A 26678-nucleotide genomic window follows, 5' to 3' on the forward strand; every position below is an offset into this window, starting at 1 on the left:
TCCGCAAAGAAATTGTAATTAAGAAATTTAACCCAATCAAAACAAGATTCTGAAATATTTTATTTTGATGAAATCTTTATGTCACAACTTTAATTCCTTATAAATCAAACAAAAACCTTTTCATTTTCACAAAAGAGAAATATCGTGTTAATTCATCATTAATTTTTCCTATTTTTGTAAAAGTTAGAATTTGATTCTGGTTATGTTAAGCGAATTAGAAAACAACTTTTCTGTTTTAGAAAAAAAGATTCTCAGTCTTTATAAAAAGTATAAGAATCTTTCGGAAAAACACGCAGAAACGTCTGATGAGCTACAAAAAGTGAAGGAAGAATATGCAGAGGAAAAACGCAGAAACCAGATATTAGTAGAAGAAAACAAAGAATTAAAGCTCTATTCAGCAATATCCGGAAACGCAGAACACAACAGATTGATGAAAAACCATATCAATCGATTGGTAAAAGAAATAGATATGTGCGTTTCTGAATTACAAAACAGTGGTTTATAAAAATGGATTTCAGAAGAATAACGATCAATATTGCGGGAAGAAATTATCCATTGAATGTACCAGCTGCAGAAGAAGAGACCCTGCGTAAAGTTGGGAAACAGATAGAAAGTATGATCAAGGATTTCGAATCGAGTTTCGATGTAAGGGACAAACAGGATGCCCTTGCAATGTGCGCTTTGAAACTGGGGACCAATGCAGAGGTGTATTCTTTAAACAATGAAAAAAATATTATAAATACAAACGAGCGTGTTGCCAAGATCAACACTCTCCTGGAGCAATTGGAAAAATAATTTTTTCTATTACAAGCTACCTACAATAGTTCTAACACAAAGAAGTAAACTCAACAATTAAAAATTACCGAACGAAAGTTCATTCGATGGCGTGCTGCCTTGCGCAGATTACAGAGAATGAAAATCAGTTCAAATCGTGTTTTTATGGAGTTTACTCTATAACTGAACTGTTGTAGGTTTTTTTTATTTTCCGTCGGAAATCAGAAGCTGGATGATGGAAGTTTATTAAAATTTGGAAAAGAAGTCTTTGTAAGAAGTGAAATCATCTGACATCTATTTCCAGCAATTAAAGAGACAATTAAACTCAATATATATTAAAATTTATGGACACAATCACTATTATTATCGGTGTCGTGGCAATTCTCATAGGAGCGGTCGGTGGACTTTTATTCGGTAAAAGTTCCCTTAATTCAAAAGCTCAATTCATTATAGAAGATGCTAAAAAAAGTGCCGAGAACATTATAGAAAAAGCGACAGTTCAGGCTGAAGCTGTAAAAAAGGAAAAACACCTGCAGGCAAAAGAAAAATTTCTGGAATTGAAATCGGAACACGATACCAATATCAATAACAGAGAGAAGAAAATGCAGGAAGCCGAAAAACGCACAAAGGATAAAGAAAACAAACTGAACGATGAGCTTAGCAAGGTCGGAAAACTTGAAAAAGACCTTGAAAGACAGGTAAATGACTATAATAAAAAGTTGGAAATCATTCAGAAAAAACAGCATGACCTAGATGTTGCGACGGCTCAAAAAGTAGAAATGTTGGAAAAAATATCCAATTATTCTGCAGAAGAAGCTAAGAACGAACTGGTAGAATCTTTGAAAGCTGAAGCCAAGACGAAAGCACAGGCTCATGTTCAAAGCATTATGGAAGAAGCGCAACTGAATGCAAAAAATGAGGCAAGAAAAATTGTCATCCAGACCATCCAAAGAATCGGGACAGAACAAGCGGTAGAAAATTCGGTTTCTGTTTTCAATATCGAATCTGATGAGATCAAAGGTAGAATTATCGGTAGAGAAGGTAGAAACATCCGTGCTTTGGAAGCTGCAACAGGAGTTGAGATCATTGTTGATGATACTCCGGAAGCTATCCTTCTTTCTTGTTTTGATCCTGTAAGAAGAGAGATTGCAAGATTATCACTTCACAGATTAGTAACAGATGGCAGGATCCACCCTGCAAGAATCGAAGAAGTAGTAGAAAAAACCAGAAAACATATCGAAGAAGAGATCATCGAAGTTGGTAAAAGGACCATCATCGACCTTGGGATCCATGGTCTTCACCCAGAATTGGTAAAAATTGTTGGTAGGATGAAATTCCGTTCTTCTTATGGTCAAAACCTGCTACAACACTCCCGAGAAGTTGCAAATATTGCTGCAACTATGGCTGCTGAATTAGGATTGAATGTAAAACTAGCGAAGAGAGCTGGTCTTTTACACGATATCGGGAAAGTTCCAGAGCAGGAATCAGAATTGCCTCACGCACTTCTTGGTATGCAATGGGCAGAGAAGTATGGTGAAAATGCAGAAGTGATCAACGCCATCGGTGCTCACCACGACGAAATAGAAATGACCTCTCTCCTATCTCCGATCATCCAGGTTGCAGATGCTATTTCCGGAGCTAGGCCTGGCGCAAGAAGACAAGTTCTGGAATCTTACATCCAAAGATTGAAAGACCTGGAAGCTGCGGCTTTAAGTTTTGAAGGTGTTTCCAGCGCATATGCCATCCAAGCCGGTAGAGAACTGAGAGTTATGGTAGAAAGCGGAAAAGTAAACGACGAAAACGCTTACCAATTATCTTACGATATCTCTGAAAAGATACAGAATGAATTAACCTATCCCGGACAAGTAAGAGTGACTGTAATTAGAGAAACAAGGGCTGTGAATATCGCTAGATAATTACAATTAAAATATCAAAACAAAAGGATTCCAAAATTGGAATCCTTTTATTTTAAATCAGAGTAGCGAATTTCTTTTTTAATATTATATAATTCACAAAGATTATAGACTAAGTCAAAAAACCACTTTGGGGCGTACGGACTAATCACAATTTCCTCAATAAGATTTTCCAAATTAATTTCTAAATATTTTCCAAATTCTATTTCTTCTTTACTCCAATCGTATTTTAATCCATTTGTAAAATTAACTGTATGAAATAAGCGTATCTCTTTTTCATATTCATAGTGGATATTTTTATGGATAAGTGGATAATTCATATTACCAAGTGGGATTCTTCCAGTTTTATAATCAATATATTTAATCTCACTCAATTGAATCTTTTCTTTAGTATTATTAAAAGCTTCAATCAAACGGCTAACACTTGTGGTAATCATAATTCCTTTTGATAAATCAGAATATATTTTCCATAAAGCATATGATTCAGAAGAATAGCGGTTCCAGCACGAAACACAAACAAGCTTTTTATAATTCTCTCTAGCTTCATTTTCATTTAACATTTCATTATAAACATGTTCTTCCAAATTATCTTTAATGATATCTTGAAGCTTGCGTTCTGCAAAGTCTCTATACCAATTTGTATATTCTAGTCTTGTCACCTCCGTAACTGTACCTTCATATTTATCTTCAAATTTATCCAATCTCGAAAAAAAAACTTTCTGTGTTTGAATAAGAGAAATAAATTTAACTAAATCAAAATATCTAGCAATTTTATAATTTTCATTGGGAAAATAAATAGGTGCAGATTTACTGTTGGGAATCTCTATTGGCATATAATTTAGATTTAAATATAGTGAAATTACTCCACCGCTACAGAATCATCTCCTCTTCCATCCGCAACAGCGTGGATATTTTGATTATCATCTACGAGAATTATTTCTGTCTTTCCGATCTGTTTGATTTTCTCGAATTTATAATTCTTTTTCTCAAGAGATTGGATAGTCGTTTCTGGAAAGTTATACTCTACTTTTACAACTTCCGGTAACCATTGATGATGAAACTTTGGTGTGTTAATTGAGAAATTAGCATTTTGTTTGAAATCGATCACACCGACAATCGCCTGAAAAACCGAAGTCGGAATCGTGGTTCCACCAGGTGTCCCAACCACCATTTTTACTTTTCCGTCTTTTAAAACTATGGTTGGCGTCATAGATGATAACATTCTTTTTCCCGGTTCTATCTTGTTCGCTTCTCCCCCGACTGCGCCAAACATATTCGGAACACCGGGTTTTATGGAGAAATCATCCATTTCGTTATTCAGGAAAAACCCAGCTCCGGAAACAACAGTTTTGCTTCCGTAATAACCGTTAAGTGTGGTGGTAATAGAAACCGCATTCCCAAACTTATCCAATATTGAGATATGTGTAGTCTCCGTACTTTCTTTTGGTTGATTGACGATCTTCCCAACATCTTTGCTTGGTGTTGCCAAATTTGAGTTGTAAGATTTCCAACGGTTTTTGAGATACTCATCAGAAATCAACATTTGGGTTTTATCTTCGGTAAAGTCCGGGTCGCCCATATATTCTGCCCTGTCTGCATACGCTCTTCTCTCGGCTTCCACCATAATCTGAACCGCTTCAGCAGAATTCGGTTGATACTTTGAAAGGTCTTCGTAAGAAGCCATTTTCAGCATCTGAGCCAACAACGTTCCACCACTGGAAGGCATTGGCATGGATATGATTTCGTTTCCTTTGTAATCAAAGGACAGAGCTTTTCTTTCTTTCGTCTTATAATTTTTAAGGTCTTTTGCCTGAATAATTCCGTTTCCGAGTTTCATCTCGGCAAGAATTAATTCAGCCGTTTTGCCTTCATAAAATTCTTTTTCTCCAGATTTTTGGATTCGTCTTAATGTTTCCGCCAACTCTGGCTGAATCAACAAATCACCAGCTTTCCAACCTTTGTCATTAATAAAAACAATTTTGTTCTTGTTATGTTTCTTAAAATCGTCCTGATGACGATTGAGAAGGTCCGCTTCTTGTTCCGTGATTGCAAAACCTTTTTGTGCTAGATCAATTGCAGGTTCTATCAATTTCGAAAATGGGAGCTTCGCATATTTCATTGTTTCGAACATTCCGGAGATACTTCCCGGAACTCCAACTGACAATCTCCCATATTGTGACAAATCCGTATTGGCATTTCCTTTTTTATCCCAATACATATCGAAACTTGCTTTGGAAGGTGCTGTTTCGCGATAATCCAAAGCCAGCTTTTTCCCATCGGAAGTTACCGCAACCAAAAAACCACCACCGCCAATATTTCCAGCTTGAGGATAGACAACCGCCAAAGCCAGTTGTGTTGCAATAGCAGCATCAAAGGCATTTCCGCCTTCCTTCATAATTTTGGAACCTGCTTCACTTGCTAAAGGATGCGCTGAAACCACAACACCTTTATTCTTAACTTTAACTTCTTTGATGAGATTAAAGTCTGTATATTGTGCAGAAACAGTGATAGATAAAAGGAGGCTTGCGTATAGTATTTTTTTCATATTCTTGGTTTATTTTATTAACCACCCCGTCAAAAATTCTTTGAATTTTCGCCACCCCTCCAGAGGAGGGGAATTTTCTCATGGTTTATATTTTATTCTATAATTATATTAAGTCCATCTAATAATCCGCTGAGATTGTCTTTGGAAAATTTGGTTTTTTTGAGTTGATTTTGATTGGGATCAATGGAAAAATTAATCGCATCTCTGAAATCAGCATTATCCAAAATCGTTCTATCAAAAATAGCATTGGTCAAATCGGAATCTGTAAAGACCGAACTTGAAAGATTGGTTTCCGTAAAATCAGCCTCGTTTAAACTACAATTTTTAAAAATCGTTTTTCTAATGTCCAATTGATAAAATGAGGAATGATTCATCAGACAATCCTCAAATCTGAACGAAATATTGAATTGGTGAGCGTCTTCAAAATTAACTCCAATCAATTTACAGTTTTTGAAAACAACGTTTCGAAAAACTGTTTGATTGATTTTGACATTACTGAAATCACAGTCTTTGAAATCACAATCGGAAAATTTGTAATCTGACAAATCCTGATTGGCAAAATTACATTCTGAAAAAACACAATTATCGTAATCCGCTTTTGGAATTTTGTTTGTATCGAGCTTTGTAAATTTTTGTTTGGAGAAATAGTCCATCAGTCAATAAAATAGTTTGTTGAAGTTTCAAATTTTGGTTGAGGAATTTCCGCTTGTTCAAAAATGGAAAACTGAATCGTTTTGCACAGAGTGTTAAGTGCCAAATCATTTTCTTCCTCGTCAAACGGGTCTTGAATCTCCTGAATAAGGGCATCCAAAGCAATAAATGTATAACTGATAAACAAAACGATAACTGGTGTCATCCATCCAATCGTATCAACCAAACCAAACGGCAACCAAAAACAATACAGATAAACCGTTCTGTGAAGCAAAACGCTGTAGGCAAAAGGCAAAGGCGTATTCGCAATTCTTTCGCAACCTCCTGCAATACTGGACAAATGATTAAGTTGTACATCTATTGAAGACAAAATAATTGTATCGATTTTCTGGTTTTGATTCTGAGCATTGATCCACTCTCCCATCAAATCTAGAATGATAATTGGTTTGAATTTTTTATCTTTTATTTTCTCAAAATTCTCTTCAGAAAGTAATTCTCTCAGTTTTTCATTGTCTTCTTTATTTCTCAACTGAAAATTAAGCGCCCAACAAAATGCAGAGATCATTTTTACAAATTCTTGTTTTTCCTTTTTCGAATCTGGAGAGCTATCATTAATCAAAGTCAAAACCTGACGTGTCAAAGACCTTGTTTCTATGACCAATGCTCCCCAAAGTTTACGTCCTTCCCAAAATCTGTCATAACTGGCAGAATTGCAAAATCCCATAAAAATGGCCAAAGACAAACCCAGCAATGTGAAAATCGCAGGATTGAGGTGCACTTTGAAATCGTAAATAAATCCTTTGAAATAAAGTACAACTACCGAGAACAAAGTAATGATCAACAATTGCGGAATAATCTTTCGCAGAACAGAACCTTTCCAAATGAAAAGCATCAAAAACCAGTTGGTTCTTTGTCTAATTATCATAATAAAACTGAATTGAGAAATGTCTGTTTTTCAAGCTTTCAAAAAAACAGATAAATTTACTGAATGTTCTGATGAAGCGAAAATTCTGAAGCTAGAAATTTCAAAATTATAAAAAATAGAGCCTCGGTTAAAACTGAGGCTCTGATTTGGTTTTAAATTATCTGTGTCCTTTATGAGGTTTGCCGTGACCTTTTATTTTTCCAAATTTCTGATGTTTTGGCTGATTATGGTACTTCTTGGAAACCATTTTCTTATGAACATATCGAGGATTTGAATTAAAATGGTTAACCTTAACAATATTGTGAGGTTTGTGCTTATAATTCCTTACAACCAAATGATTTCCGTGATCGCCTCTGTATCGCGCATATTGTTTATAGTGAACTTTGTGTCTTTTAAAAGGATATCTGTCAACCAATACAACTTTGTGAGTTTGATATAAATTGATGTGGCGATATCTAACTGGTAACGCAGTTGAGTGCAACCATCTATTTCCAGAAAAATAGTAATATCGACGATGTGGGACATTATAATAAATATCGTATTCTGGCAAATAATAAGATTCTACATAATTATAACCTCTAGGTCCCCAGTCTGGCTGACTATTGATGTTAATATTCACATTAACCTGAGATTTCACAAAACCAGTACTGAAACTGGTAATGATCATCAGCACCAATAACATTAATCTTTTCATATTCAATTATTTTTTAAGAATATTTCTTTACAAACATAATACCATAGATCTTAAACAATTAGAAATCAATTATTACAGAAATTATATATTTTAAAAAATCGTTTTGAAATCGCTTTAAAAACAAATAAATTTACAGAACAGTTCTGAGCATTCAGAAAGTTTGAAAATGAAGAGATCGAAAAAAGTTTTAATTGTCACTTATTATTGGCCACCTGCTGGTGGACCGGGCGTCCAACGTTGGTTGAAATTTGCAAAATATCTTCCGGAATTTGATTGGAAACCGATTATCTATACACCGGAAAATCCCAGTTATCCTTTAGTGGATGAGACTTTGACAAAGGAAGTCCCTGAGAATTTGAAAATTATTAAAACCAATATTTGGGAACCTTATCAGTTGGCGGAGAAATTCAGTAAGAGCAATAAAAAATTCAAAGGCGGACAGTTTGATGTTGGGAAGAACCAATCTTTTATGTCGAAGCTTTCGATTTTTATCCGTGGAAATTTTTTCATCCCAGATGCGAGAAAATTTTGGGTAAGACCATCAATCCAGTTTCTAAAACAATATTTGAAAGAAAACAACATTGATGTTCTCGTTACAACTGGTCCGCCCCATAGCTTGCATCTCATTGGGCTTGGATTAAAAAAAGAATTACCAAACCTGAAATGGATTGCTGACTTCCGTGATCCGTGGACAGAAATCTCCTATTACAAACATTTAAAACTTACGTCAGGTTCTGATAGAAAACACAGACAGTTGGAAAAGTCGGTTTTTGAAAATGCTGATTTGACTTTGGCGACAAGTTATAAAGATGCAGAAAATTTCAAAAAAAACGGAGCAAATGCTTTTTGTATTACGAATGGATTTGATGAGTCAGAGAATTCTAGAGTTGGAGAGTTGGAGAGTGAGAGAATTAGGAAATTGGAGGGTAATGAAACTATGAAACCATCAAATTCCAAATTCACATTAAGTTATGTTGGGGTTTTGGAACAATTGCGAAATCCGGAGAATCTTTGGAAAGCATTAGAGAATTTGTGCAAAACCAATTCTGATTTCGCCAATGATCTTGAATTGAAATTTGTCGGAAGGGTTGATGATAAAATATTGAACGAGATCGAGAGTTCAGTTTTGAAAAATAATATTAAAAACTTAGGTTATCTTTCTCATAACGATTCTGTGAATGAAATGCAAAATTCAGATCTGTTATTGATCACCAATTTCCCGAATGAAAGTTCAAAAGGTATCATTCCTGGAAAATTGTTTGAATATTTGGCGACAGGGAAACAAATCATTTCGTTTGGGCCGAAAGATGCTGATGTGGAAACTATTCTTAACAAAACTAAAGCCGGGAAACATTTTGATTATCAATCGAACTTGGGGATCCGGGAATTTATATCTTCACTTTATGAGGATTGGAAAAGTGGAAAATCAATTCAAAACGAAGCAAATATTAATGAATTCAGTAGAAAAGAATTGACGAAAAAGCTGGTTGAATTGCTGGATGAAATTTGAGTTGTTGAGTTTGAAAGCCTTAGGTTTCTTAAAATGAACTTAAAATTCATATTTAATTTGTTGTTGGCACAAATTTTTCTATTAACTTTAATAATCAATTATTAATCACAAAAAATATATCATGGGAAATAAAACAAATGGCCTATTGGCATTGTTAGGATTGGGAGCTCTTGCTTGGTGGAAATACAAAAAAGCTTCTCCTGAAGATCAACAAAAAGTGAAAGACACTATTAACAACGCAAAAGACAATCTGACCAAGTTTGGTAATGACTTAAAAGATAAAGCCACCCAAACAGCAGAGCAATTGAAAGCAAAAGCTGAAGAACTTAAAAATGATACGCAGCAAGCTGCGGAATAAATAAAAAACCGCCTCAATCAAATGAGGCGGTTTTTGTTTTTTCAGTGATAAGCTATTATTTCCTGATCGTCATTTTTGGAAGGTAAATTCATCAAAACAATAGCTAATAAGATGAGAACAATTCCAAACCACTGGATAGGAATGACTTCTTCGCCCAATAGCATAAAAGCCATCGTAACTGAAACCGGGAGTTCTAAAGATGAAATAATACTTCCCAATCCCAAACCTGCTTTCGGAAAACCTATATTAAACAAAATCGGTGGAATAATTGTCCCAAACAAAGCCAGGACAAATCCGTAAGTCCAAAAAATCGAATAATCAAATGGTCTGATGTGTTCTGTATTTTCTGTAAAATTGAGATAGAAAGACTTCAATCCATCAAAATACAAAGGTCCGATCTGTGCGAAAAATAAAAATAGAAGTACAACGATCAAACCACCAGAAAGCATAGTCATACTTTTCCTTAAAACAGGTAAATGTGTTGCTAAAGTATTAGACGTAAACATCGTCATTGTAAATGATGCCGCTGCTAGAAGTCCCCAGAAGATTCCGTGCCAATCAATCTCAACTTTCATATTAATAAGGTTGGTTGCTAAAACTGTTCCTGCCAAAACTATGATCACGGCAATTATTTTTCTAGCATTCGGGAATTTTTTGGCAATGAAACTTTCTACGACGACACTGAACCAGACCGACTGCATTAATAAAACGATAGCGATAGAAACATTGATATATTGAACTGCAATATAGTAGAACAAACTTGTAAATCCCATGGAAGTTCCTGCCAACATCAACATTTTGACTTCCTTAGAGTTTGGTTTTGGTAATGTTTTTTTTGAGGTTTTAGTTTGAATTAGATTCAAGATCAACAATCCTACAAATCCTAATAAAAACTGCGCAGTGGTAACCTCAGAAGTCGTAAATCCATCCTTGTAAGACATCTTTACAAATGTTGCCAGCATCCCGTAGATACTTGCTCCGATTCCTACAAATAAGACCCCTTTTAATATATTTCTTTTCTCCATAATTATTTTTGAGCCGGCGAATTTACAATTTAAATATTTGCTGATAAATTTTGAAATATCTAATATATTGGCAAAAAGAATAATTAAATCGAAAAAAAACCGCTTCGAAATTGCGAAACGGTTTTAAATATTATTGTTTTATCACTTTGATTTGATTTTTGCTTCCATCCTTATACTCGATCGTAAGAATGTAATTTCCTTTTTTGAGTTCCGATAATTTTATTTCTTTCGAAACTTCATTGATCATTTTAAGTTGTCTTCCAGAGAAATCTGAAACTGTGATTGACTTTATAGCTTCAGAATTATTTATATGGATCACGTCTTTGAAAGGATTCGGGTAGATCTTGGATTCTTTTTTATTGGAATCTGTAGTTGCAAGAACAACATCCTGAGACATTTTGAAATCATCTAACAACAGCCAATAATCACCCGATATCCATTGCCCAGAAACTCGTAATTTAAAGTCTGCATTTGTTGGGATATTACCTTGCGGAATAGAGCCTGACCAGATTTTGCAGGAAAGCACAGAATTTAAACTTATCGTTTCCAAGATCTGATAGTTCTGTCCTCCATCTACCGAATATTCAACTTTCAAAGTTCCATTCACGGAGCCTCCAGAATAGATATGGGTTTTGTATTGGAAAGAAACATTCAGTTTACCTCCGTTAGAAGCTGTGGAACTATATGTTGTAGACCCAGATGCTCCTCCACTCCAGAATTCTCTATTAATGGTGTAAGAACCCACACACGCAGAGATCACACTGCTACGAAAGAATGAAACATTGGTAAATCCCGGATATGAAGTATTCTCAAACCCTTCATTCACGCTGATCTGGGCCGAGGAAAAAATTGAAGCAAATAAACTTGCAAATAGTAATTTTTTTTTCATTTGATAAACTTGTTAAAAATAAAAGCCACCCGAAAAGTTTTTTCGGGTGGCTAATTTATTAAAAAAGAATTAAGGATTATTTACCTTCTTCCATTTTTCTTTTCAATTCTGCTAATGCATCGATATCTCCAAGTGTAGATCTTTCTTCGTTTGAAGAAGATGATACATTGTTAGATCTGCTGTTAGAAGCTTCTCTAGCATTTTTCTTCTCCTCATCTCTGAAGATACCTGTGTGAGAAACAACAACTCTCTTGAACTCTTTGTTGAACTCGATAACTTTGAATTCAGCAGTTTCTCCTTTCTTGATCTTAGATCCATCTTCTTTCTCTAATAATCTTGAAGGACAGAAAGCTTCAACTTCAGCATCTTCGAACTGTACAGAAGCTCCTTTATCGTGAACTTCTACTGCAGTTCCTGTGTGTACAGTTCCTTCAGCATATTTAGTTTCGAATTTATCCCAAGGATTCTCAGTCAATTGTTTGTGACCTAGAGACAATCTTCTTGCTTGAGTATCCAATTCTAATACTACAACATCTAATTTATCTCCAACTGCACAGAACTCAGATGGGTGCTTGATCTTCTTGGTCCAAGAAAGGTCTGAGATATAGATCAATCCATCGATACCTTCTTCCAATTCTACGAATACTCCAAAGTTTGTGAAGTTTCTTACAGTTCCAACGTGTTGAGAACCTACTGGATATTTAGCTTCGATGTTTTCCCATGGATCTTTGTTCAATTGCTTGATACCAAGAGAGATCTTTCTGTCTTCTCTATCCAAAGTCAATACTTCTGCTTCTACCTCATCACCTACTTTTACGAAATCTCCTGCACTTCTCAAGTGAGTAGACCAAGACATTTCAGAAACGTGGATCAATCCTTCTACACCTGGAGCAATCTCTACGAATGCACCATAGTCAGCAAGAACCACTACTTTTCCTTTTACTTTGTCACCAACTTTCAAGTCAGCAGAAAGCGCATCCCAAGGATGAGCTTCCAATTGCTTCATACCCAATTGGATTCTTGTTTTCTCATCATCAAAATCAAGGATAACAACTTTTACAGTTTGTCCGTCCTCTAGAATCTCAGATGGGTGGTTCACTCTAGACCAAGAAAGGTCTGTAATGTGGATCAATCCATCTACTCCACCTAGATCTACGAATACACCGTAAGAAGTGATGTTCTTAACAGTACCTTCAAGAACTTGTCCTTTTTCTAGTTGAGCAATGATCTCTTTTTTCTGACCTTCGATATCTGCTTCGATAAGCGCTTTGTGAGATACAACTACGTTTTTGAACTCTGGGTTGATCTTCACAACTTTGAACTCCATAGTTTTACCTACGAACTGATCGTAATCTTTGATCGGTTTCACATCGATCTGAGAACCTGGCAAGAATGCCTCGATTCCATGAACATCCACGATCATACCACCTTTAGTTCTGGATTTTACAAAACCGTTTACGATCTCTCCAGTTTCGTGAAGTTCGTTTACTCTATCCCAAGCTTTAAGCGTTCTGGCTTTTCTGTGAGATAACTGTAATTGTCCGGTTTTATCTTCTCTTCTGTCAACCATTACTTCTACCTCATCACCTACTTTAAGTCCTTGGTTGTAACGGAATTCGTTAAGAGAAATAACACCTTCTGACTTGAAGTTGATATCCACGATAGCTTCCTTGTCTGTCAATCTTACAACTTTACCAACAATCACGTCGTTATCTGTAAGATCGTTCAAAGAACCATTATAGATCTCTTCTAATTCTTTCTTCTCGCTTCTGTCCTCTGCATTAAGCCCTGATTCGAAAGATTCCCAATCAAATTGTTCTGGTGCTACGTTTTGGTTCAAAAGAACCTCTGCTGAATTTGTCTCTTTTGACATTTTCTAAAAAATTTGTATTCCTAATTACTTCAGACTTTGGCTTGGCTGTGAATCCTGAAAAATATGGAAGATGTTAATTGTTAATGTTTTACTTCGCCGAAAGTGCGTTCACAAAAGTGGTGCAAAATTAAGAAAAATATTTGAAACCAACAATACTTTCATAGAAGTTGAATTTAATTATAACCAATTGATAATCAAATTAAAATCAACACAGTATTTAGGAGCTTGATCCCGCTTTCCACTATATCTTTTTTGCCAAAGCTTTTCCCAAGCAAAAAAAGATGCCGTTTCAATCGGGGCTATGGGTTTTGCCATTCTTTAATAAGCGGACAACATAAAGATTGAATTTTCAACCATCTGCCAAATCTCCTATCTTTGCAAAATGGAATTACAACCGATCTTTCAAAAACTGCAGATCCAGGATATGAATCAAATGCAGAAATCAACATACACCGCTTCCGAAAACGAAACCGACATCGTTCTTCTATCTCCAACAGGTTCCGGGAAAACTTTGGCGTTTTTATTTCCAGTTCTTAGAAATTTGAAATCAGAGATCAAAGGAATCCAAGCTCTGATTCTGGTTCCTGCAAGAGAATTGGCTTTACAGATCGAGCAGGTTTTCAAATCGATGGGAACAGATTTCAAAGTTTCCGTTGCCTATGGTGGTCACGACAAAAAGATCGAGGTCAACAACCTGATAGAAGCGCCAGCAGTTTTAATCGGAACTCCAGGAAGAATTGCTTACCATTTAAAAAATGAAAACTTCAATCCAAGTTCAATCAAAACTTTGGTTTTGGACGAGTTCGATAAAGCTTTGGAATTGGGCTTCCAGGAAGATATGGAATACATCATCGGTTCATTGACAGGGATTGCTCAACGCATCCTGACCTCTGCAACCGTGATGGACAACATTCCGAAATTCGTTGAACTCAACAATGAGAAAAAAATAAATTTCCTTAAAGAAAATGAGTCAAAACCAGATATTCAGCTGAAAAAGGTAATGACAACACCAGAAGAAAAACTGAACACTCTATTCCAACTGATCTGCAAGATCGGAAACAAAAGAACTTTGATTTTCTGTAATCACAGAGATGCCGTTGACAGAATTTCAGAACTTCTGCGAGAGAAAGGAATCCAGAGAGAAACTTTCCACGGCGGAATGGAACAGGACGAAAGAGAACGCGCTCTGCTGAAATTCAGAAACGATTCTGCGAGAATTCTGATTACGACAGATCTAGCTTCACGAGGTTTGGACATCCCAGAAGTTGAGTCGATTGTGCATTATCAATTACCGCCAAAAGAAGACGCCTTTATCCACAGAAATGGACGTACGGCAAGAATGAACGCCAAAGGTTTTGCTTATCTGATAATGACGGAAGACGAGAATTTCCCATTCATCAAAAGCAATACGCCGGAAGAAAACGTTTCGGAAAGCAACCGAGTTCCGGAAAGAACACCGAACCAAACGATCTACATCAGTGCAGGAAAAAAAGACAAGGTCAACAAAGTGGACATCGTAGGTTATCTCATCAAAAAAGGAGAACTCGAAAAAGACGACATCGGATTGATCGAAGTGAAGGACACGACTTCATATGTCGCAGTCAATCGTAAAAAAACCATCGAGCTTCTAAAAAAACTAGCCAGCGAGAAACTGAAAGGCAAAAAAGTAAAAATAGAGATCGCTTATTGATAAGCAATCTTTTTTATTGGATCCCGGAAACGTTCATTGGTAAAACATAAACAGAATTGGAAGCCGTAATAAATAAAGTTGAATTATTCTCCCCGCCAAAAGTCACATTCGAAGTCCACTCTTCATCAATCGGAATGTTGGTCACTTTTTCACCTTTATTATTGAAAATTGTCACACCTTTTCCTGTGATGTAAAGATTTCCTTTGTTATCAAGCGTCATTCCGTCCGATCCCATTTCGCAAAACAATTTCTTTTCGGAAAGTTTGCCCTCGCCTAAGATGCTGTAAACATAAGTTTTCCCAGCATTGATATCAGAAACATAAAGCTTCTTCAATTTCTCGCTACCAATGATCCCGTTTGGCTGGACAAAGGTTTCCAGTTTTGTGATCGTTCCATTTTGATTTCGGTAATACAGATTTTTTTCAGGAATCTCTTCCTTAAAATTTTTCCAATAATCTCTCTGATACAAAGGATCCGTGAAATAGATCCCACCAAATTTATCGATCCAAAGGTCATTGGGACCGTTCAGTCTTTTGCCTTCAAAACCTTTGGATAAAATCTGAATATCTTTATTTTTATTGATTTTCCAGATCTCACCATTGTCATCGGAACAAGTCATAAGGTTATCGTTTTTATCAAAATAAGTTCCGTTGGCCCGTCCTGTTTTATCTAGAAATAATTCGACCTTATTGGTCTTCCAGTTCCAAAAATAGATCTTGTCATTAGGTTGGTCCGTAAAATAGACATTTCCTGATTTGTCAGAAGCCGGACCTTCCGTAAAAGCAAATTGACTAGAAATTAATGTTGGTGGAACTTCAAATAATTTTTCACTTGTATTTTGAACTTTGCAATTCATCAAAATCAACAAAAATGCCAGATAACAAAACTTCCAAAAACTTTTCATAAAGTAAATTCTAAAGTTGCAAGATACAATTTGTATTAAAGAACGAAAAATAATTATCTTTGAAAATTCTATCAGAAAATGAAACTCAATCTTCCAGACAAACTCTATTATTCCATTGGCGAAGTTGCCAAGGCTTTTGATGTAAACACGTCTCTAATTCGTTATTGGGAGCAGGAATTCCCTATCATCAAACCCAAGAAGAACAAAAAGGGAAATCGATATTTCACGCCTTCTGATATAGAAAACCTGAAGATCATCTATCATCTTGTAAAAGAAAAAGGCTATACGCTCGACGGAGCCAGAGTTGCATTGACCACCAATACAAAATTATCTGAAACTATTACAATTATTGATAGATTAGAATTTGTAAAAGCTGAACTTCTTAAATTAAAAAATTCTTTGAACGACTAATTTTAGTCGTTTATTTTTTATCATCTCCTCAATTCTTATTGGTTTTATTTTTAATTTTACCAAAAACACAAAATGAAACCAAATTTACCTTTCCAAATCCGGAAAAGGCAACTCTGCAGTCTTGTCTTTTTTGGAATCCTGATTCTTATTTTTCAATTTTCTTTTTCGATCTACAGAGAGAAGCAAGTATATAAAACTCCAGATATTCAGTTTGTTTCTGAAATTGAACCAGAAATGATCTTGTCCGAGTTCAACCCGAACGACATAGATGAAAAGCAATGGAAAAATCTGGGTTTTTCTGAAAAACAAATTAGAACGATCTTGAAATACAAAGAAATAGTTGGTGGAAATTTCAAATCAAAGGAACAGTTCAAAAAATGTTATGCGGTCTCTGAAGAGAAATATGAACAATTGAAAAACTACATTCTTCTTCCTGAAAATAACTCTGACATTAAGAATAATCAATTCAGCTTCAAAAGCTTTGAGAAAAAGAAGCTCAATATCAAAGGAAAATTCAATCCTGACAGCTATTCTCAGAAAGATTGGGAAAACCTTGGTTTTTCTGAGAAACAAGCAGCCGCAATCCTGAAATATAAAAGCTATCTCGGCGGAAGCTTTATCAGCAAAGAAAAACTGAAAGAATGTTTTATGATCAGCGATGAGCAATTTGTTCAAATGTCACCTTATTTAATTTTGCAAGACAAAACACCCGAAAATCTTGCAAATCGTTTTGAGAAGAAAAAAGAAACTACAAAAATTAACCATTACTTTGATCCGAATGAACTGAATGCCGAACAATGGCAAGTTTTGGGTTTTTCTGAAAAGCAAGCGAATGTTATTGTCAACTATCGTGAACGAAACCTAAAAGGTAGTTTCAAATCATTGGAAGATCTTCAAAAATGTTTTGTGATCTCCGAGGAAAAATTCGAGGAAATGAAACCTTGGATCAGACTTTCGGTCATTGAAAAATCAAAAGAAGAAAAGCCAGTCATCGTTGAAAAAACAGATTTTTCCAGAATTAACCTTAACGAAATCAATTTCAAACAATTAAGGGAATTTGGATTTACCGAAAAAGATTCTGCTGGAATTTTGGCCTTCAGAAAGAAATTGGGTGGATTTATTAATAAAAATCAGTTATTGGAAACTTATGAGATTGATAGAGCCTTAGGCGAAAAACTAGTTTATATCACGAAATTGGATAACTCTAGTGTTGCAAAATATTCGCTTACGGAAGCTCCAGAAGATTGGCTAAAAACGCATCCATACTTCCGATATTCAGCAGACCGAATTATCTATTACAGAAATACATATCCTGACGATAAAAAAATCTGGAAATGGTTGAAATTGAAACCAGAATATGAGGACAAAATGAGACTTTATACAAAATAAAAATCCGCAGATAATCTGCGGATTCTTATGATCTATTTCAACGTTGAATTATTTCAATCCAAAGTTTTTAGAGATACCAACTGTCACTCCTTTTCCGAATCCAAATCCAAAAGTATTTGTTTTCAGATCAGAATCTTTAATTTTTTCTGACTGGTAACTGATTCCTCCTACATTAAAGTTAAGTCCGAAAGAGTTCTTGAAATTGATGAAAAGATTTGGTGTAAAGCCAATTCCAAAACCGGTTGATTTGGTTGTTGTAGAATAAGCTAATGGTCCTGTAGCAGACACTGTGGATTTACTATTATTGAACAAAACATCCAAATCACCGAAAACCGAAAAAGTATCGTTCAATGGCATTGTATATCTTCCAAAAACACCGTATGTAAAAGTGTTTGTTTTGATATTAGTAATAGATTCATACGAATCCCAACCGTTAAATATCGTTTGATAATAATCATTCTTTGAAGAGCCAACTCCAAATTTCACACCGGCTGTAAAATGGTCGGCAAACTGATAACCAATTGTGGGAGTGAATTCAAAGTTATCTGTTTTCAAATCACCGGCAGTTGAATAGTTCTTTTTAGTCGTATTATCATAAGAGATATTTCCTCCCACCAAAAGAGTGTTCTTTTGGGCACTTACCAGTCCGAATGATACAATTGCTACAGCAATAGTTAATTTTTTCATTGTTTGTATAGTTATATTTTGAGGTCGCAAATTTATAGAGTTCAAAACTATTTCAAACAGATAAAAAACTGACTTTTATCATAGAGGATCAATTAAAGGTTTTGCTCGAGTCTTCTAACAAACTATTCAATTCCTTCAATTCAGAATCGGTCAAATCGCGCCATTTCCCAACAGGAAGATCCAGTTTGATATTCATAATACGGATCCTTTTCAGCTTCTTCACCTCATACCCCAGATATTCGCACATTCTGCGGATCTGTCGGTTGAGACCTTGTGTGAGCACAATCCGGAAATTCATTGTATCGATTTTTTCAACTTCACATTTCTTTGTGATCGTGTCCAGAATCGGAACGCCGTTTCTCATTTTTTCGAGAAACTTTTCAGTGATCGGTTTATCAACCCTTACATAATATTCTTTCTCATGATTATTTCTTGCTCTTAGAATCTTATTGACAATATCGCCGTCGGAAGTTAGAAGAATCAATCCTTCACTTGGTTTATCGAGCCTGCCTATTGGGAAAATACGTTTCGGATGGTTGATATAATCAACGATATTGTTCTTCTCACGTTTAGTATCCGTTGTACAAACAATTCCTACAGGTTTATTGAAAGCAATGTAAACAAACTCCTCTTCTACTTTTTTAATAGTTTTCCCATCCACAAAGATCTCATCCTCATCAGAAACTTTTGTTCCCAATTCAGGAACTACGCCGTTGATAGTAATTCTGCCTTCCTCCAAAAGTTTGTCCGCAGCTCTTCTGGAGCAGAAGCCAACTTCCGATAAATATTTGTTGATTCTGATTTTTTCCATATTCAATTAGTTTATTAGAAAAACAATTAATCATTTCCGTAAACCGTATATTTTTTGTTGCTAAAAACCGTAGCATTTAAGGAAATCCCAATAAAAAAAGCTTCAGAAACGGCCGAATTATATCTATAAATGAACAATCCTCCTTCTTGAAGCAAATATTTGGAAAAAGAATCCTGATATCCTAATTTTCCTCCAAAATAATGCGTGTTATTGATATTTGATTGGTTCAATTGTTTTCCATATTCAAACTCGACAATAAACTTTCCTTCATCCTTTCCGAAGATAAATTTTGGCTGAATTGTCCAGTTCAAAAGATGCAGATTATCTGTTATATAATTATATTTTAATCCAGTTCCTAAAGCGAAAAACGGCAAAAGATGATAACCGCCTACAAAGCCAACACCATATGTATATTTGTTTGGTAACTTGGGCGAAACATATTGCTGATAATATTGCGAATCTTGATTCTGATTATCCTTTATCGAGTTACCCAAATTGTAACCAACTTGGACATTTGGGCTGATATAAAAACCCATAGTTTTGCTTTGATTCTCTTCGGATTGTCCGAAAACAATAGCTGAAAACATTAAGGCCAGAAAAAATAAATTTCTCTTCATTTGGTTTTATATTATTCGGAGATTTTAAAATCATCGTTAATAAAATCCGCAGTTGCATCATTTACAGAATAATTTCCAATTTTAGTTCGTCTAAGTTGCGTAAGATAAGCTCCTACTTTTAACTCCTGACCAATGTCGTGAGCCAGACTCCTGATATAAGTTCCTTTGCTACAACCAACGGTAAAAGACACAAAAGGCAAATTGATCTCTATATCATTGATGTAATGAATAGTGGTCTTCCTTGATTTCATTTCAACTTCCTCTCCTTTTCTTGCAAGATCATAAGCACGATTTCCATCGATTTTGATTGCCGAGAAAACTGGTGGCTTCTGATCGATCTCCCCTATGAATCTTTCTAAAGCCTGGAGAACCTGTTCTTCGGTAATATGGGAAAAATCAGTTTGTAGAATTTCTGGCTTTTCCGTGTCGTAGGATTCGGTTTGAACACCAATTTTTATTTCTGTCCAATACTCTTTTGGTGCATCCTGAATTTCCGGAATTTTCTTTGTGAATTTCCCCGTGCAAACAATCAAAAGCCCCGTTGCCCTTGGATCCAATGTTCCGGCGTGACCGATCTTAAATTTCTTGGGAAGCTCTTTGAATTCTCTCTTAAGTTTGTACTTCATTTTATTGACAGCCTGAAAACTTGTCCAATCCAAAGGTTTGTCCAATAGAAATATGTGTCCGGATTGTAATTCTTCTGCTGTCATTTTTCGGATTGGAGGGTTTGAGAGTTATAGATTCTTTTTTTTAAAGGTAAGATGTGTAATGCAGTCCGGCTCGAGTGAAGCTCTTTTTCTTTTTTGATAAAAAGAAAAAAGCGGGAACGGAAGACGGAAAAAGCTGCCACTAAATATTAAATTGCTTTCAATGAAGTCAAATAGCTGCCCAAATAATTCTATTTAAACCAATAAAAATACACCAACAAAGCTATACCTACGAAAATACGATACCAACCCCAAGGTCTGAAACCATATTTGTTAAGCAAAGCAATAAACGATTTGATTGCGATCCAGGCTACGACAAAAGCAACAATGTTTCCAACTATGAAAATTAAAATATGATTCTGAGATTCTAATATCATTTCATAGCCTTTCATTGGATTCGGTGTCTCCTTTCCCCAGGTTTTCACAAAAACAGAATAGACCGTAACGGCCAGCATCGTAGGGACTGCAAGAAAAAATGAAAATTCAGCAGCTGCTTTTCTGGATAATCCTTGTGCCATTCCTCCAATGATGGAAGCCGCACTTCTACTTGTACCAGGCATCATTGCGAGACATTGCCAAAAACCGATTGTCACAGCTTTTTTGATGGTTATTTCTTTCTCATCGTGAACAATAGGATTTTTGAACCAATTGTCAGCAAACAACAATACCACGCCTCCTAAAACCAAAACAGATGAAATTGCAATTTGATTTCCCAGAACAGATTCTATGGCATCATCTAAGAAAAAACCAATAACCAAAGCCGGCATCACGGCAAAAGCCAACTTGTAATAGAACTGGAGATTACTGAAATCGAAGAATTTTTTCCAATAAGCAACAACTACGGAAAGTATAGCTCCAAACTGGATCGAAACCTGGAACATCTTCAAAAATTCGGTTTCTTCCAATCCCATAAGGCTTGCAGCAAACCCCATGTGGGCCGTGGAAGAAATTGGTAAATATTCTGTAAGTCCTTCTATAATCGCAATGATAATTGCTTTTATCAAATCCATAGTTTGTTTGTTTTTACTAATAAAAAACTTTGTCCCGAGTTATCAAGACAAAGCTGTTATTTTTATTTGAAATTTAAAATTAATCTTTGTTTCTTTTCAGAATTGCAACCACTTGAACCACAAAACCTGCAATCACCAAAAAAGGTGCAAGTCTGATCCTTCTAAATGAGAAAATATCCTCATTCCAATAATTCGGGTCAAATTTCCCTTCCGGGGTTGTGTTCGCATCTGCTCCCATCATTAGCAAGAAGCCTAATAGAATCAACCCTAATCCGATCAACATCAATTTGAAATTCTTATTTCCAAAATAGAATGTCTTTTTCTCGACAGTTTCAGTTGTCCCGAACTGGTCTGCAGAATATTTATTTTTTGCTTTTTTTGCCATTTTTAAGAGTAATATAAATCATCCACGTTACTACGTAAGAATCTCCAGGTTGCAAAGATAGTACTTGCAATGGTAATAAAAACACCCACGAAAAGAATTATCAAAACAAGATAAACATATTGGGTCGTGTCCTGTACGAACGGTGTCCCGATCTGATTGGTAAAATAATACCAAATTCCCCCAAGAGCTAAAATCCCTATAAATGCACCAATCAATCCAAGAACCAAAGCTTCTCTGATAAAAGGCATCAAAATAAATCTCCTTTTTGCGCCCACCAACTGCATTGTTTTGATAATGAATCTTTTAGAAAAAATCTTCAGCCTGATAGAATTATTGATCAATACAATCGCTACAATCAAGAAAAGAATTGAAAATGCCAAGATCCAGGTCAAGATCCTGTTCAGGTTGTTATAAACATCAATTGTCAGCTTATTATCATTGGCCACATCTTTCACTCCTTCAATAGCTTTTAGCTGGGCAACAACACCATCTATTTTTGCAGGATCCACAAACTCCGGCTTAAGAGTAACCTCAACAGAGGCAGGAAAAATATCTTCCTCGAAAAGCGCGTCGGAATCAATTCCCAATTGTCTTTTCGCAATTACAGAAGCTTCCTGTTTAGAAATATATTTCGCTTGTTTCACATAATTCTGCTGCTTGATCTTCGTAAAAGTTTCTTCTTGGAATTTAAGCGTTTTTGCAGAATCTCTTGGATCAAGATACTCATCAAAGTAAGCTTCAACTACAAGTTGCTCTTTGATATAATCCGAATATTTTTGAGCATTGATCAATATCAATCCAAATAATCCCACAAGGAATAAAACCAGTGAAATACTGATGACCACAGTAATATTACTGGATCTAAGTCTGCTTTTATTAAAATCGTCAACGGTCTTTGGCATCAAAAAAATTTTTGCTAAAATAGAAATTTTCGTTTAATAATCGGCTTTGGTCTCTGTTAATAAAATCATAAAACAAGCCTAAAGGACCCAATCTATTAAGTATCCTTATAACGTCCAAATCGGCATTTTTCTTGTTTAGATAAATTTATCAAATCAAAAATTATGAAACTCTTACGCCAAACCTCAGGAAAAAACTTCTTCTATACCGATCAGAACAACGAGAAACTTAAGGACAAAGAAAAAATAGAATACATAAAGTCTCTTGTAATTCCGCCAGCTTGGACAGATGTAGAGATCACAACGAATAAAAGAGCAAAAATATTGGCAATAGGCCGTGATCAAAAAGGCAGAAAACAATACATCTATAATCCTAGGTTTCGGGCTAGAAAAGATGCTGATAAATTTGACAGGATACTGCATTTCGCAGAAAACCTGGAACATATGCGTCGCGTTACAGGACAACATCTCCGCAAGAAAAAAATGTCCCGGGAGAAAGTAATGGCTGCAATGGTAAGACTACTTGACTCGGCCTATTTCCGGCCCGGAAGCCCAAAATACACACAACAAAATAAAAGTTATGGCTTAACAACGATCCGCAAAAAACATCTGACAATTGAAGGTGATGAGATGATCTTTTCATACAAAGGAAAATCGGGAAAATTTCAGGAAAAGCATATCATTAATTCGAAGTTGTCAAAAGTAATTGCCCAACTGGAAGAATTACCTGGTTATAGGCTTTTCAAATATTATGATGAAGATGGGGAATTGATCATGGTGGAAAGTCAAGACCTGAACCAATACATCAAAGAAGTAATGGGCGAAGAGTTTTCCGCCAAAGATTTCCGGACCTGGGCAGGAACTATGATTGCTGCCGGAATATTGGACGAACTCGGGATCTGTGAAAAACAGCAACAAAAAGAAATGAAAAAACGAATCCGAAATGCCATTGTTGCCGTTTCCGAAAAATTAGGAAATACGCCCGCAGTCGCCAGAGATTCCTATATTGACCCCAGAATTTTTGAGCATTACCAAAACGGACAAACCATCCATTATTTTCAAAAAGAGATCAAAAAACTTTTGAAAAAGAACGAAAATCTCTCTGAAACAGAAATAGGCGTTTTGTATATGTTGAAGTCGAAAATGAATTAACTCAAATATTTGAAAACATCTCCTATCTTATTGATCAAATCTGTTGGTAACATTGCTTCTTTTGAGAATTCTTCGGCAGCAAGATCGCCCGCTTTCCCATGAAGCCAAACTCCGAAAATACATGCTTCCTCGATTTCATATCTTTGAGAGATCAATGATGTCAAGATCCCCGTCAAAACATCCCCGCTTCCGCCTTTTGCCATCCCGGAATTGCCCGTGATATTGTAAAACACTTTTTTCCCTGGCGTAACCACGGCTGTATGATGATCTTTCAGGATAATAAAAATCTGTAATTCTTCTGCTTTTTGTTTTGCTAATTCTATTTTTTCAAAAGAGTTTTCAGTTTTCCCGAAAAGCCTTTCAAATTCCAAAGGATGTGGTGTAATGACCGAGTTTTCCGGAATTAAATTTAATCTTTGAGTTTCGGCTAAAATATTAATTGCGTCCGCATCCAAAACAATAGGACCTGTATAATTCTCAAGGAATTCCAATAAAGCCTTTCGCGTCTCTTTCTCTTTTCCCAAACCAGGTCCTATTCCGTAAACCGCCTTTTCCTGAATTTCTATCTTATTGATATGATTTTCTCCAGAATCGATGAACATGGCTTCGGGAATCTGAGATTGAAGAACCGTATTTCCACATTTTGGTGCGATGGTAAAAGTCAATCCACTTCCTGTCCTTAAAGCTGACAAAGTTGACATCAAAACCGCCCCGATCTTGCCATAACTTCCGCCAACCAAAATACTCTTACCGTAAGTTCCCTTATGGCTAAATTCTTTCCGAGGCTTGTAAATATTTTTAATTAGAGTTTCATCAATTACAAAGTAATCGGTTTTTGTTCCATTGATAAAATCCTCATCAAGGTCTATGTTTAAAACTATGATCTTTCCACAGAATCTTCCAGTTTCCGGATGAAGAAAACTTCTTTTATAGAATTGAAAAGTCAGCGTGAAATCTGCTTTGAAAACCGTAGAATGTTCATCAATTATTCTGTCCGCAAAAAGTCCGGTCGGGATATCAATGGAAATTTTCGAAGTATGAATTTCATTTAATTTTTCGATTAGATCATTAAAATCATCAGACAACTCTCGATTCAGTCCATAACCAAATAGTGCGTCAATTATTACTGATTCTCTATTATTCTCAAATTCAGAAAAACCTTTGATCCCTATTCCGCTGATTTTCTTTATTCTATCAAGATTAATTTTGGAATCATCAGAAAACTTAAAATTGTTTTCATCAATAAAAACATCTATATCAAATCCTTTCTCATAAAGCATTCTTGCTATTGCAAATCCATCACCGCCATTATTCCCGTTTCCACAGAAAATCGAGAAGCCTTTATTTATTTTAAAATTGATCTCTATCCAATCTGAACAAGCTTTTGCAGCCCTTTCCATGAGATCAATGGAAGAGATTCCTTTTCCAATGGTTACAGAATCGCATTGTTTGATTTGGGATGATGAGAGGATTTTCATTTTAGATTGATTACATTATCATCAAATTTAGTCAATAAATTTATCTTGAAATATTAACGAATAAACTATTATAAATAAAAAAAAACTATTTTTGTTTATAACAATTATAAAAAAACAACTATGGGATTTGTAAAAGAATTTAAAGAATTTGCTTTCAAAGGCAATGTAGTAGACCTTGCAGTCGGTGTTATCATTGGCGGGGCATTTGGTGCAATTGTAAAATCGTTGGTAGATGATGTGATCACGCCGCTTTTACTTACTCCGGCACTGGAAGCTGCGGGTGCAGAAAACATCAAAGAATTGGCCTGGAACGGTGTTACTTATGGAAATTTCCTTTCTTCTGTCATCAGTTTCCTGGTGATCGCCTTTGTTTTGTTCTGGATCATCAAATTGGCCAATAAAGTCAACAAAAAACCGGAAGAAGCTCCTGCTGGACCATCATCTACAGATGTTCTATTAGCGGAAATAAGAGATGAGCTTAAGAAAAAATCATAAAAAAACGCCACAGTTTGTGGCGTTTTTCTATTTTAACAGGTCTAATTCTAAGATGTTATTATTCTTTTTCATACGCTCTTGTACTATTTTTTCTTGAGATCTTACATAATCCTGACCTCTTATTTCTTTTCCAGAATCATCAACCATATAAGCTTGTCCGCTTAATGCTGCTTTCTTAAAATTTGCTAATGGGTCCTTCCTGTAATTTTTATAAATCGTTTGATATTTTGTATAATTAACAGGGATTGGTTTTTCGAATTCAAAAGCAAAAATATCTCTTTCAACAACATTGTTTTTAATTCCCTTCAGTTCCATCTTGTGAAAACCCGACTTATCTTCGATTTTTATGATAAGACCGGGCAATCCATAGAATTTATACGGTCCATCCTGTATCGGAATTTCTGTTGAAAACCAAGCAATCCATTTTCTACCTGCAAAATCAGCTTCTGCTTTTTGAACATTCCACTCTCCTATTTTTTCTTTATTTGGTAAAATCTTCCAATTAATTTTAACTTGTTGGTCAGCATTATAAAGTGTCATATCCAACGAAACAATATGATTGATTTTAAAATCGGGATAAGATTTCAGAACTTTATACCCAACCAAACCTTGTTTTCCAGACATTTGTACTGGATCGTCACTGTGAGCTGCCATGTTCTTTTTGAATTGAGCATCCATTATAGAATCGTTCTGGAAAACATATTCACTGTAATATTTGGAGCCTTTTTTATCAATATCCAAAACCATTAATTCTGATTTTTTGGTTTCCAAATCTGTTGAATCTGTCTGGAACTGATAATCGTAATAAAATCTTTGGTTTTGAGAGAATACAAAAACAGAAAGAAAAAGGAAAGTCAATAAAAATAGTTTTTTCATAGATTATTAT

The 26678-nt window shown here is 35.4% G+C and carries 28 protein-coding genes; 10 read left to right on the forward strand and 18 right to left on the reverse strand.

The annotated features are described in order from the left end of the window. Positions 1 to 202 precede the first annotated feature (202 nt). The 3 genes from BLT30_RS07590 to rny all read left to right on the forward strand — a co-directional run bounded on the left by BLT30_RS07590 (position 203) and on the right by rny (position 2690). On the forward strand, positions 203 to 505 hold the full coding sequence (locus BLT30_RS07590; RefSeq protein ID WP_089872999.1) for a hypothetical protein: 303 nt from the start codon (positions 203 to 205) through the stop codon (positions 503 to 505). Positions 506 to 507: 2 nt separating this feature from the next. Then, entirely contained in the window at positions 508 to 795 is a 288-nt protein-coding gene (locus BLT30_RS07595) for a cell division protein ZapA (protein ID WP_027384860.1), read from the forward strand. A gap of 323 nt (positions 796 to 1118) precedes the next feature. Beyond that, positions 1119 to 2690, forward strand: coding sequence for a ribonuclease Y (rny, locus tag BLT30_RS07600; protein ID WP_089873000.1), 1572 nt, complete (start codon positions 1119 to 1121; stop codon positions 2688 to 2690). 47 nt (positions 2691 to 2737) lie between these two features. Here rny and BLT30_RS07605 read toward each other — a convergent pair whose 3' ends face one another. The 5 genes from BLT30_RS07605 to BLT30_RS07625 all read right to left on the reverse strand — a co-directional run bounded on the left by BLT30_RS07605 (position 2738) and on the right by BLT30_RS07625 (position 7502). Further along, positions 2738 to 3520, reverse strand: a complete 783-nt coding sequence (locus BLT30_RS07605; protein ID WP_089873001.1) for a hypothetical protein — start codon at positions 3518 to 3520, stop codon at positions 2738 to 2740. A 26-nt stretch (positions 3521 to 3546) separates the two neighbouring features. Beyond that, entirely contained in the window at positions 3547 to 5232 is a 1686-nt protein-coding gene (ggt, locus tag BLT30_RS07610) for a gamma-glutamyltransferase (protein WP_089873002.1), read from the reverse strand. A gap of 92 nt (positions 5233 to 5324) precedes the next feature. Then, entirely contained in the window at positions 5325 to 5885 is a 561-nt protein-coding gene (locus tag BLT30_RS07615; protein ID WP_089873003.1) for a pentapeptide repeat-containing protein, read from the reverse strand. Further along, positions 5885 to 6808, reverse strand: a complete 924-nt coding sequence (locus tag BLT30_RS07620) for a bestrophin family protein (RefSeq protein ID WP_089873004.1) — start codon at positions 6806 to 6808, stop codon at positions 5885 to 5887. The genes BLT30_RS07615 and BLT30_RS07620 overlap by 1 nt, the downstream gene beginning before the upstream one ends. A 157-nt stretch (positions 6809 to 6965) precedes the next feature. Then, the gene (locus BLT30_RS07625; protein ID WP_089873005.1) at positions 6966 to 7502 is read right to left on the reverse strand and encodes a hypothetical protein; all 537 of its coding nucleotides are present in this window, start codon (positions 7500 to 7502) and stop codon (positions 6966 to 6968) included. 166 nt (positions 7503 to 7668) lie between these two features. On the opposite strand from BLT30_RS07625, the gene BLT30_RS07630 reads away from it, so the two are divergent. Both BLT30_RS07630 and BLT30_RS07635 read left to right on the forward strand, forming a co-directional pair. Further along, a complete protein-coding gene (locus BLT30_RS07630) occupies positions 7669 to 9012 on the forward strand; it encodes a glycosyltransferase (protein ID WP_089873006.1) in 1344 nt (447 codons plus the stop codon). Between the two features lie 121 nt (positions 9013 to 9133). Next, entirely contained in the window at positions 9134 to 9370 is a 237-nt protein-coding gene (locus tag BLT30_RS07635) for a YtxH domain-containing protein (RefSeq protein WP_089873007.1), read from the forward strand. Between the two features lie 41 nt (positions 9371 to 9411). Here the strand turns inward: BLT30_RS07635 and BLT30_RS07640 are convergent, their stop codons facing one another. From BLT30_RS07640 to rpsA, 3 genes are all read right to left on the reverse strand, one after another. Continuing rightward, complete coding sequence (locus BLT30_RS07640) at positions 9412 to 10395, reverse strand: EamA family transporter (RefSeq protein WP_089873008.1); 984 nt, start codon at positions 10393 to 10395, stop codon at positions 9412 to 9414. 130 nt (positions 10396 to 10525) lie between these two features. Further along, entirely contained in the window at positions 10526 to 11284 is a 759-nt protein-coding gene (locus tag BLT30_RS07645) for a T9SS type A sorting domain-containing protein (protein WP_089873009.1), read from the reverse strand. 76 nt (positions 11285 to 11360) lie between these two features. Beyond that, entirely contained in the window at positions 11361 to 13157 is a 1797-nt protein-coding gene (gene rpsA, locus BLT30_RS07650) for a 30S ribosomal protein S1 (RefSeq protein ID WP_089873010.1), read from the reverse strand. A 382-nt stretch (positions 13158 to 13539) separates the two neighbouring features. On the opposite strand from rpsA, the gene BLT30_RS07655 reads away from it, so the two are divergent. Beyond that, entirely contained in the window at positions 13540 to 14847 is a 1308-nt protein-coding gene (locus BLT30_RS07655; protein WP_089873011.1) for a DEAD/DEAH box helicase, read from the forward strand. 13 nt (positions 14848 to 14860) lie between these two features. Here BLT30_RS07655 and BLT30_RS07660 read toward each other — a convergent pair whose 3' ends face one another. Further along, on the reverse strand, positions 14861 to 15751 hold the full coding sequence (locus BLT30_RS07660; RefSeq protein ID WP_089873012.1) for an SMP-30/gluconolactonase/LRE family protein: 891 nt from the start codon (positions 15749 to 15751) through the stop codon (positions 14861 to 14863). A 78-nt stretch (positions 15752 to 15829) separates the two neighbouring features. Between BLT30_RS07660 and BLT30_RS07665 the strand changes: the two genes are divergently transcribed. Both BLT30_RS07665 and BLT30_RS07670 read left to right on the forward strand, forming a co-directional pair. Further along, entirely contained in the window at positions 15830 to 16162 is a 333-nt protein-coding gene (locus tag BLT30_RS07665) for a MerR family transcriptional regulator (RefSeq protein WP_027384873.1), read from the forward strand. Between the two features lie 72 nt (positions 16163 to 16234). Then, positions 16235 to 17551, forward strand: a complete 1317-nt coding sequence (locus tag BLT30_RS07670) for a helix-hairpin-helix domain-containing protein (RefSeq protein ID WP_089873013.1) — start codon at positions 16235 to 16237, stop codon at positions 17549 to 17551. A gap of 48 nt (positions 17552 to 17599) precedes the next feature. Here the strand turns inward: BLT30_RS07670 and BLT30_RS07675 are convergent, their stop codons facing one another. The 7 genes from BLT30_RS07675 to BLT30_RS07705 all read right to left on the reverse strand — a co-directional run bounded on the left by BLT30_RS07675 (position 17600) and on the right by BLT30_RS07705 (position 22670). After that, complete coding sequence (locus BLT30_RS07675; protein WP_089873014.1) at positions 17600 to 18238, reverse strand: outer membrane beta-barrel protein; 639 nt, start codon at positions 18236 to 18238, stop codon at positions 17600 to 17602. Positions 18239 to 18326: 88 nt separating this feature from the next. Next, positions 18327 to 19049, reverse strand: coding sequence for a 23S rRNA pseudouridine(2604) synthase RluF (gene rluF, locus BLT30_RS07680; protein ID WP_089873015.1), 723 nt, complete (start codon positions 19047 to 19049; stop codon positions 18327 to 18329). Between the two features lie 26 nt (positions 19050 to 19075). Then, positions 19076 to 19666, reverse strand: coding sequence for a hypothetical protein (locus BLT30_RS07685; RefSeq protein WP_089873016.1), 591 nt, complete (start codon positions 19664 to 19666; stop codon positions 19076 to 19078). A gap of 11 nt (positions 19667 to 19677) precedes the next feature. Then, positions 19678 to 20376: a tRNA pseudouridine(55) synthase TruB gene (gene truB, locus BLT30_RS07690; RefSeq protein ID WP_089873017.1), complete on the reverse strand. Its 699-nt coding sequence runs from the start codon at positions 20374 to 20376 to the stop codon at positions 19678 to 19680. A 188-nt stretch (positions 20377 to 20564) separates the two neighbouring features. After that, on the reverse strand, positions 20565 to 21383 hold the full coding sequence (locus BLT30_RS07695; protein ID WP_089873018.1) for an undecaprenyl-diphosphate phosphatase: 819 nt from the start codon (positions 21381 to 21383) through the stop codon (positions 20565 to 20567). 79 nt (positions 21384 to 21462) lie between these two features. Beyond that, positions 21463 to 21768: a DUF3098 domain-containing protein gene (locus tag BLT30_RS07700; protein ID WP_089873019.1), complete on the reverse strand. Its 306-nt coding sequence runs from the start codon at positions 21766 to 21768 to the stop codon at positions 21463 to 21465. A 2-nt stretch (positions 21769 to 21770) separates the two neighbouring features. Then, entirely contained in the window at positions 21771 to 22670 is a 900-nt protein-coding gene (locus BLT30_RS07705; protein WP_027384880.1) for a cell division protein FtsX, read from the reverse strand. Positions 22671 to 22832: 162 nt separating this feature from the next. Here BLT30_RS07705 and BLT30_RS07710 point away from each other — a divergent pair, with 162 nt between their 5' ends. After that, positions 22833 to 23819 (forward strand): DNA topoisomerase IB, encoded by a 987-nt coding sequence (locus tag BLT30_RS07710; protein ID WP_089873020.1) that lies wholly within the window; start codon positions 22833 to 22835, stop codon positions 23817 to 23819. Here BLT30_RS07710 and BLT30_RS07715 read toward each other — a convergent pair. Beyond that, positions 23816 to 25297, reverse strand: a complete 1482-nt coding sequence (locus BLT30_RS07715) for an NAD(P)H-hydrate dehydratase (protein WP_089873021.1) — start codon at positions 25295 to 25297, stop codon at positions 23816 to 23818. The two genes, BLT30_RS07710 and BLT30_RS07715, sit on opposite strands and share 4 nt — an antisense overlap. A 120-nt stretch (positions 25298 to 25417) precedes the next feature. On the opposite strand from BLT30_RS07715, the gene mscL reads away from it, so the two are divergent. Then, positions 25418 to 25792, forward strand: a complete 375-nt coding sequence (mscL, locus tag BLT30_RS07720) for a large conductance mechanosensitive channel protein MscL (RefSeq protein ID WP_027384883.1) — start codon at positions 25418 to 25420, stop codon at positions 25790 to 25792. Between the two features lie 27 nt (positions 25793 to 25819). On the opposite strand, the gene BLT30_RS07725 is transcribed toward mscL, so the two are convergent. Continuing rightward, positions 25820 to 26668: a GLPGLI family protein gene (locus BLT30_RS07725; RefSeq protein ID WP_089873022.1), complete on the reverse strand. Its 849-nt coding sequence runs from the start codon at positions 26666 to 26668 to the stop codon at positions 25820 to 25822. Positions 26669 to 26678: the final 10 nt, after the last annotated feature.

Origin of the sequence: Epilithonimonas hungarica, assembly GCF_900102265.1 — a bacterium.
Classification (GTDB): Bacteria; Bacteroidota; Bacteroidia; order Flavobacteriales; family Weeksellaceae; genus Epilithonimonas; species Epilithonimonas hungarica.

What these genes read in the sequence shown, in the direction of transcription:
- rny (WP_089873000.1), top strand. Translation starts at nt 1,119, where the DNA reads ATGGACACAATCACTATTATTATCGGTGTCGTGGCAATTCTCATAGGA.
- BLT30_RS07605 (WP_089873001.1), bottom strand. Translation starts at nt 3,520, where the DNA reads ATGCCAATAGAGATTCCCAACAGTAAATCTGCACCTATTTATTTTCCC.
- rpsA (WP_089873010.1), bottom strand. Translation starts at nt 13,157, where the DNA reads ATGTCAAAAGAGACAAATTCAGCAGAGGTTCTTTTGAACCAAAACGTA.
- BLT30_RS07670 (WP_089873013.1), top strand. Translation starts at nt 16,235, where the DNA reads ATGAAACCAAATTTACCTTTCCAAATCCGGAAAAGGCAACTCTGCAGT.
- BLT30_RS07590 (WP_089872999.1), top strand. Translation starts at nt 203, where the DNA reads ATGTTAAGCGAATTAGAAAACAACTTTTCTGTTTTAGAAAAAAAGATT.
- BLT30_RS07635 (WP_089873007.1), top strand. Translation starts at nt 9,134, where the DNA reads ATGGGAAATAAAACAAATGGCCTATTGGCATTGTTAGGATTGGGAGCT.
- BLT30_RS07640 (WP_089873008.1), bottom strand. Translation starts at nt 10,395, where the DNA reads ATGGAGAAAAGAAATATATTAAAAGGGGTCTTATTTGTAGGAATCGGA.
- truB (WP_089873017.1), bottom strand. Translation starts at nt 20,376, where the DNA reads ATGACAGCAGAAGAATTACAATCCGGACACATATTTCTATTGGACAAA.
- ggt (WP_089873002.1), bottom strand. Translation starts at nt 5,232, where the DNA reads ATGAAAAAAATACTATACGCAAGCCTCCTTTTATCTATCACTGTTTCT.
- BLT30_RS07715 (WP_089873021.1), bottom strand. Translation starts at nt 25,297, where the DNA reads ATGAAAATCCTCTCATCATCCCAAATCAAACAATGCGATTCTGTAACC.
- BLT30_RS07665 (WP_027384873.1), top strand. Translation starts at nt 15,830, where the DNA reads ATGAAACTCAATCTTCCAGACAAACTCTATTATTCCATTGGCGAAGTT.
- rluF (WP_089873015.1), bottom strand. Translation starts at nt 19,049, where the DNA reads ATGGAAAAAATCAGAATCAACAAATATTTATCGGAAGTTGGCTTCTGC.
- BLT30_RS07695 (WP_089873018.1), bottom strand. Translation starts at nt 21,383, where the DNA reads ATGGATTTGATAAAAGCAATTATCATTGCGATTATAGAAGGACTTACA.
- BLT30_RS07615 (WP_089873003.1), bottom strand. Translation starts at nt 5,885, where the DNA reads ATGGACTATTTCTCCAAACAAAAATTTACAAAGCTCGATACAAACAAA.
- BLT30_RS07685 (WP_089873016.1), bottom strand. Translation starts at nt 19,666, where the DNA reads ATGAAGAGAAATTTATTTTTTCTGGCCTTAATGTTTTCAGCTATTGTT.
- BLT30_RS07620 (WP_089873004.1), bottom strand. Translation starts at nt 6,808, where the DNA reads ATGATAATTAGACAAAGAACCAACTGGTTTTTGATGCTTTTCATTTGG.
- mscL (WP_027384883.1), top strand. Translation starts at nt 25,418, where the DNA reads ATGGGATTTGTAAAAGAATTTAAAGAATTTGCTTTCAAAGGCAATGTA.
- BLT30_RS07595 (WP_027384860.1), top strand. Translation starts at nt 508, where the DNA reads ATGGATTTCAGAAGAATAACGATCAATATTGCGGGAAGAAATTATCCA.
- BLT30_RS07655 (WP_089873011.1), top strand. Translation starts at nt 13,540, where the DNA reads ATGGAATTACAACCGATCTTTCAAAAACTGCAGATCCAGGATATGAAT.
- BLT30_RS07645 (WP_089873009.1), bottom strand. Translation starts at nt 11,284, where the DNA reads ATGAAAAAAAAATTACTATTTGCAAGTTTATTTGCTTCAATTTTTTCC.
- BLT30_RS07705 (WP_027384880.1), bottom strand. Translation starts at nt 22,670, where the DNA reads ATGCCAAAGACCGTTGACGATTTTAATAAAAGCAGACTTAGATCCAGT.
- BLT30_RS07675 (WP_089873014.1), bottom strand. Translation starts at nt 18,238, where the DNA reads ATGAAAAAATTAACTATTGCTGTAGCAATTGTATCATTCGGACTGGTA.
- BLT30_RS07710 (WP_089873020.1), top strand. Translation starts at nt 22,833, where the DNA reads ATGAAACTCTTACGCCAAACCTCAGGAAAAAACTTCTTCTATACCGAT.
- BLT30_RS07625 (WP_089873005.1), bottom strand. Translation starts at nt 7,502, where the DNA reads ATGAAAAGATTAATGTTATTGGTGCTGATGATCATTACCAGTTTCAGT.
- BLT30_RS07630 (WP_089873006.1), top strand. Translation starts at nt 7,669, where the DNA reads ATGAAGAGATCGAAAAAAGTTTTAATTGTCACTTATTATTGGCCACCT.
- BLT30_RS07725 (WP_089873022.1), bottom strand. Translation starts at nt 26,668, where the DNA reads ATGAAAAAACTATTTTTATTGACTTTCCTTTTTCTTTCTGTTTTTGTA.
- BLT30_RS07700 (WP_089873019.1), bottom strand. Translation starts at nt 21,768, where the DNA reads ATGGCAAAAAAAGCAAAAAATAAATATTCTGCAGACCAGTTCGGGACA.
- BLT30_RS07660 (WP_089873012.1), bottom strand. Translation starts at nt 15,751, where the DNA reads ATGAAAAGTTTTTGGAAGTTTTGTTATCTGGCATTTTTGTTGATTTTG.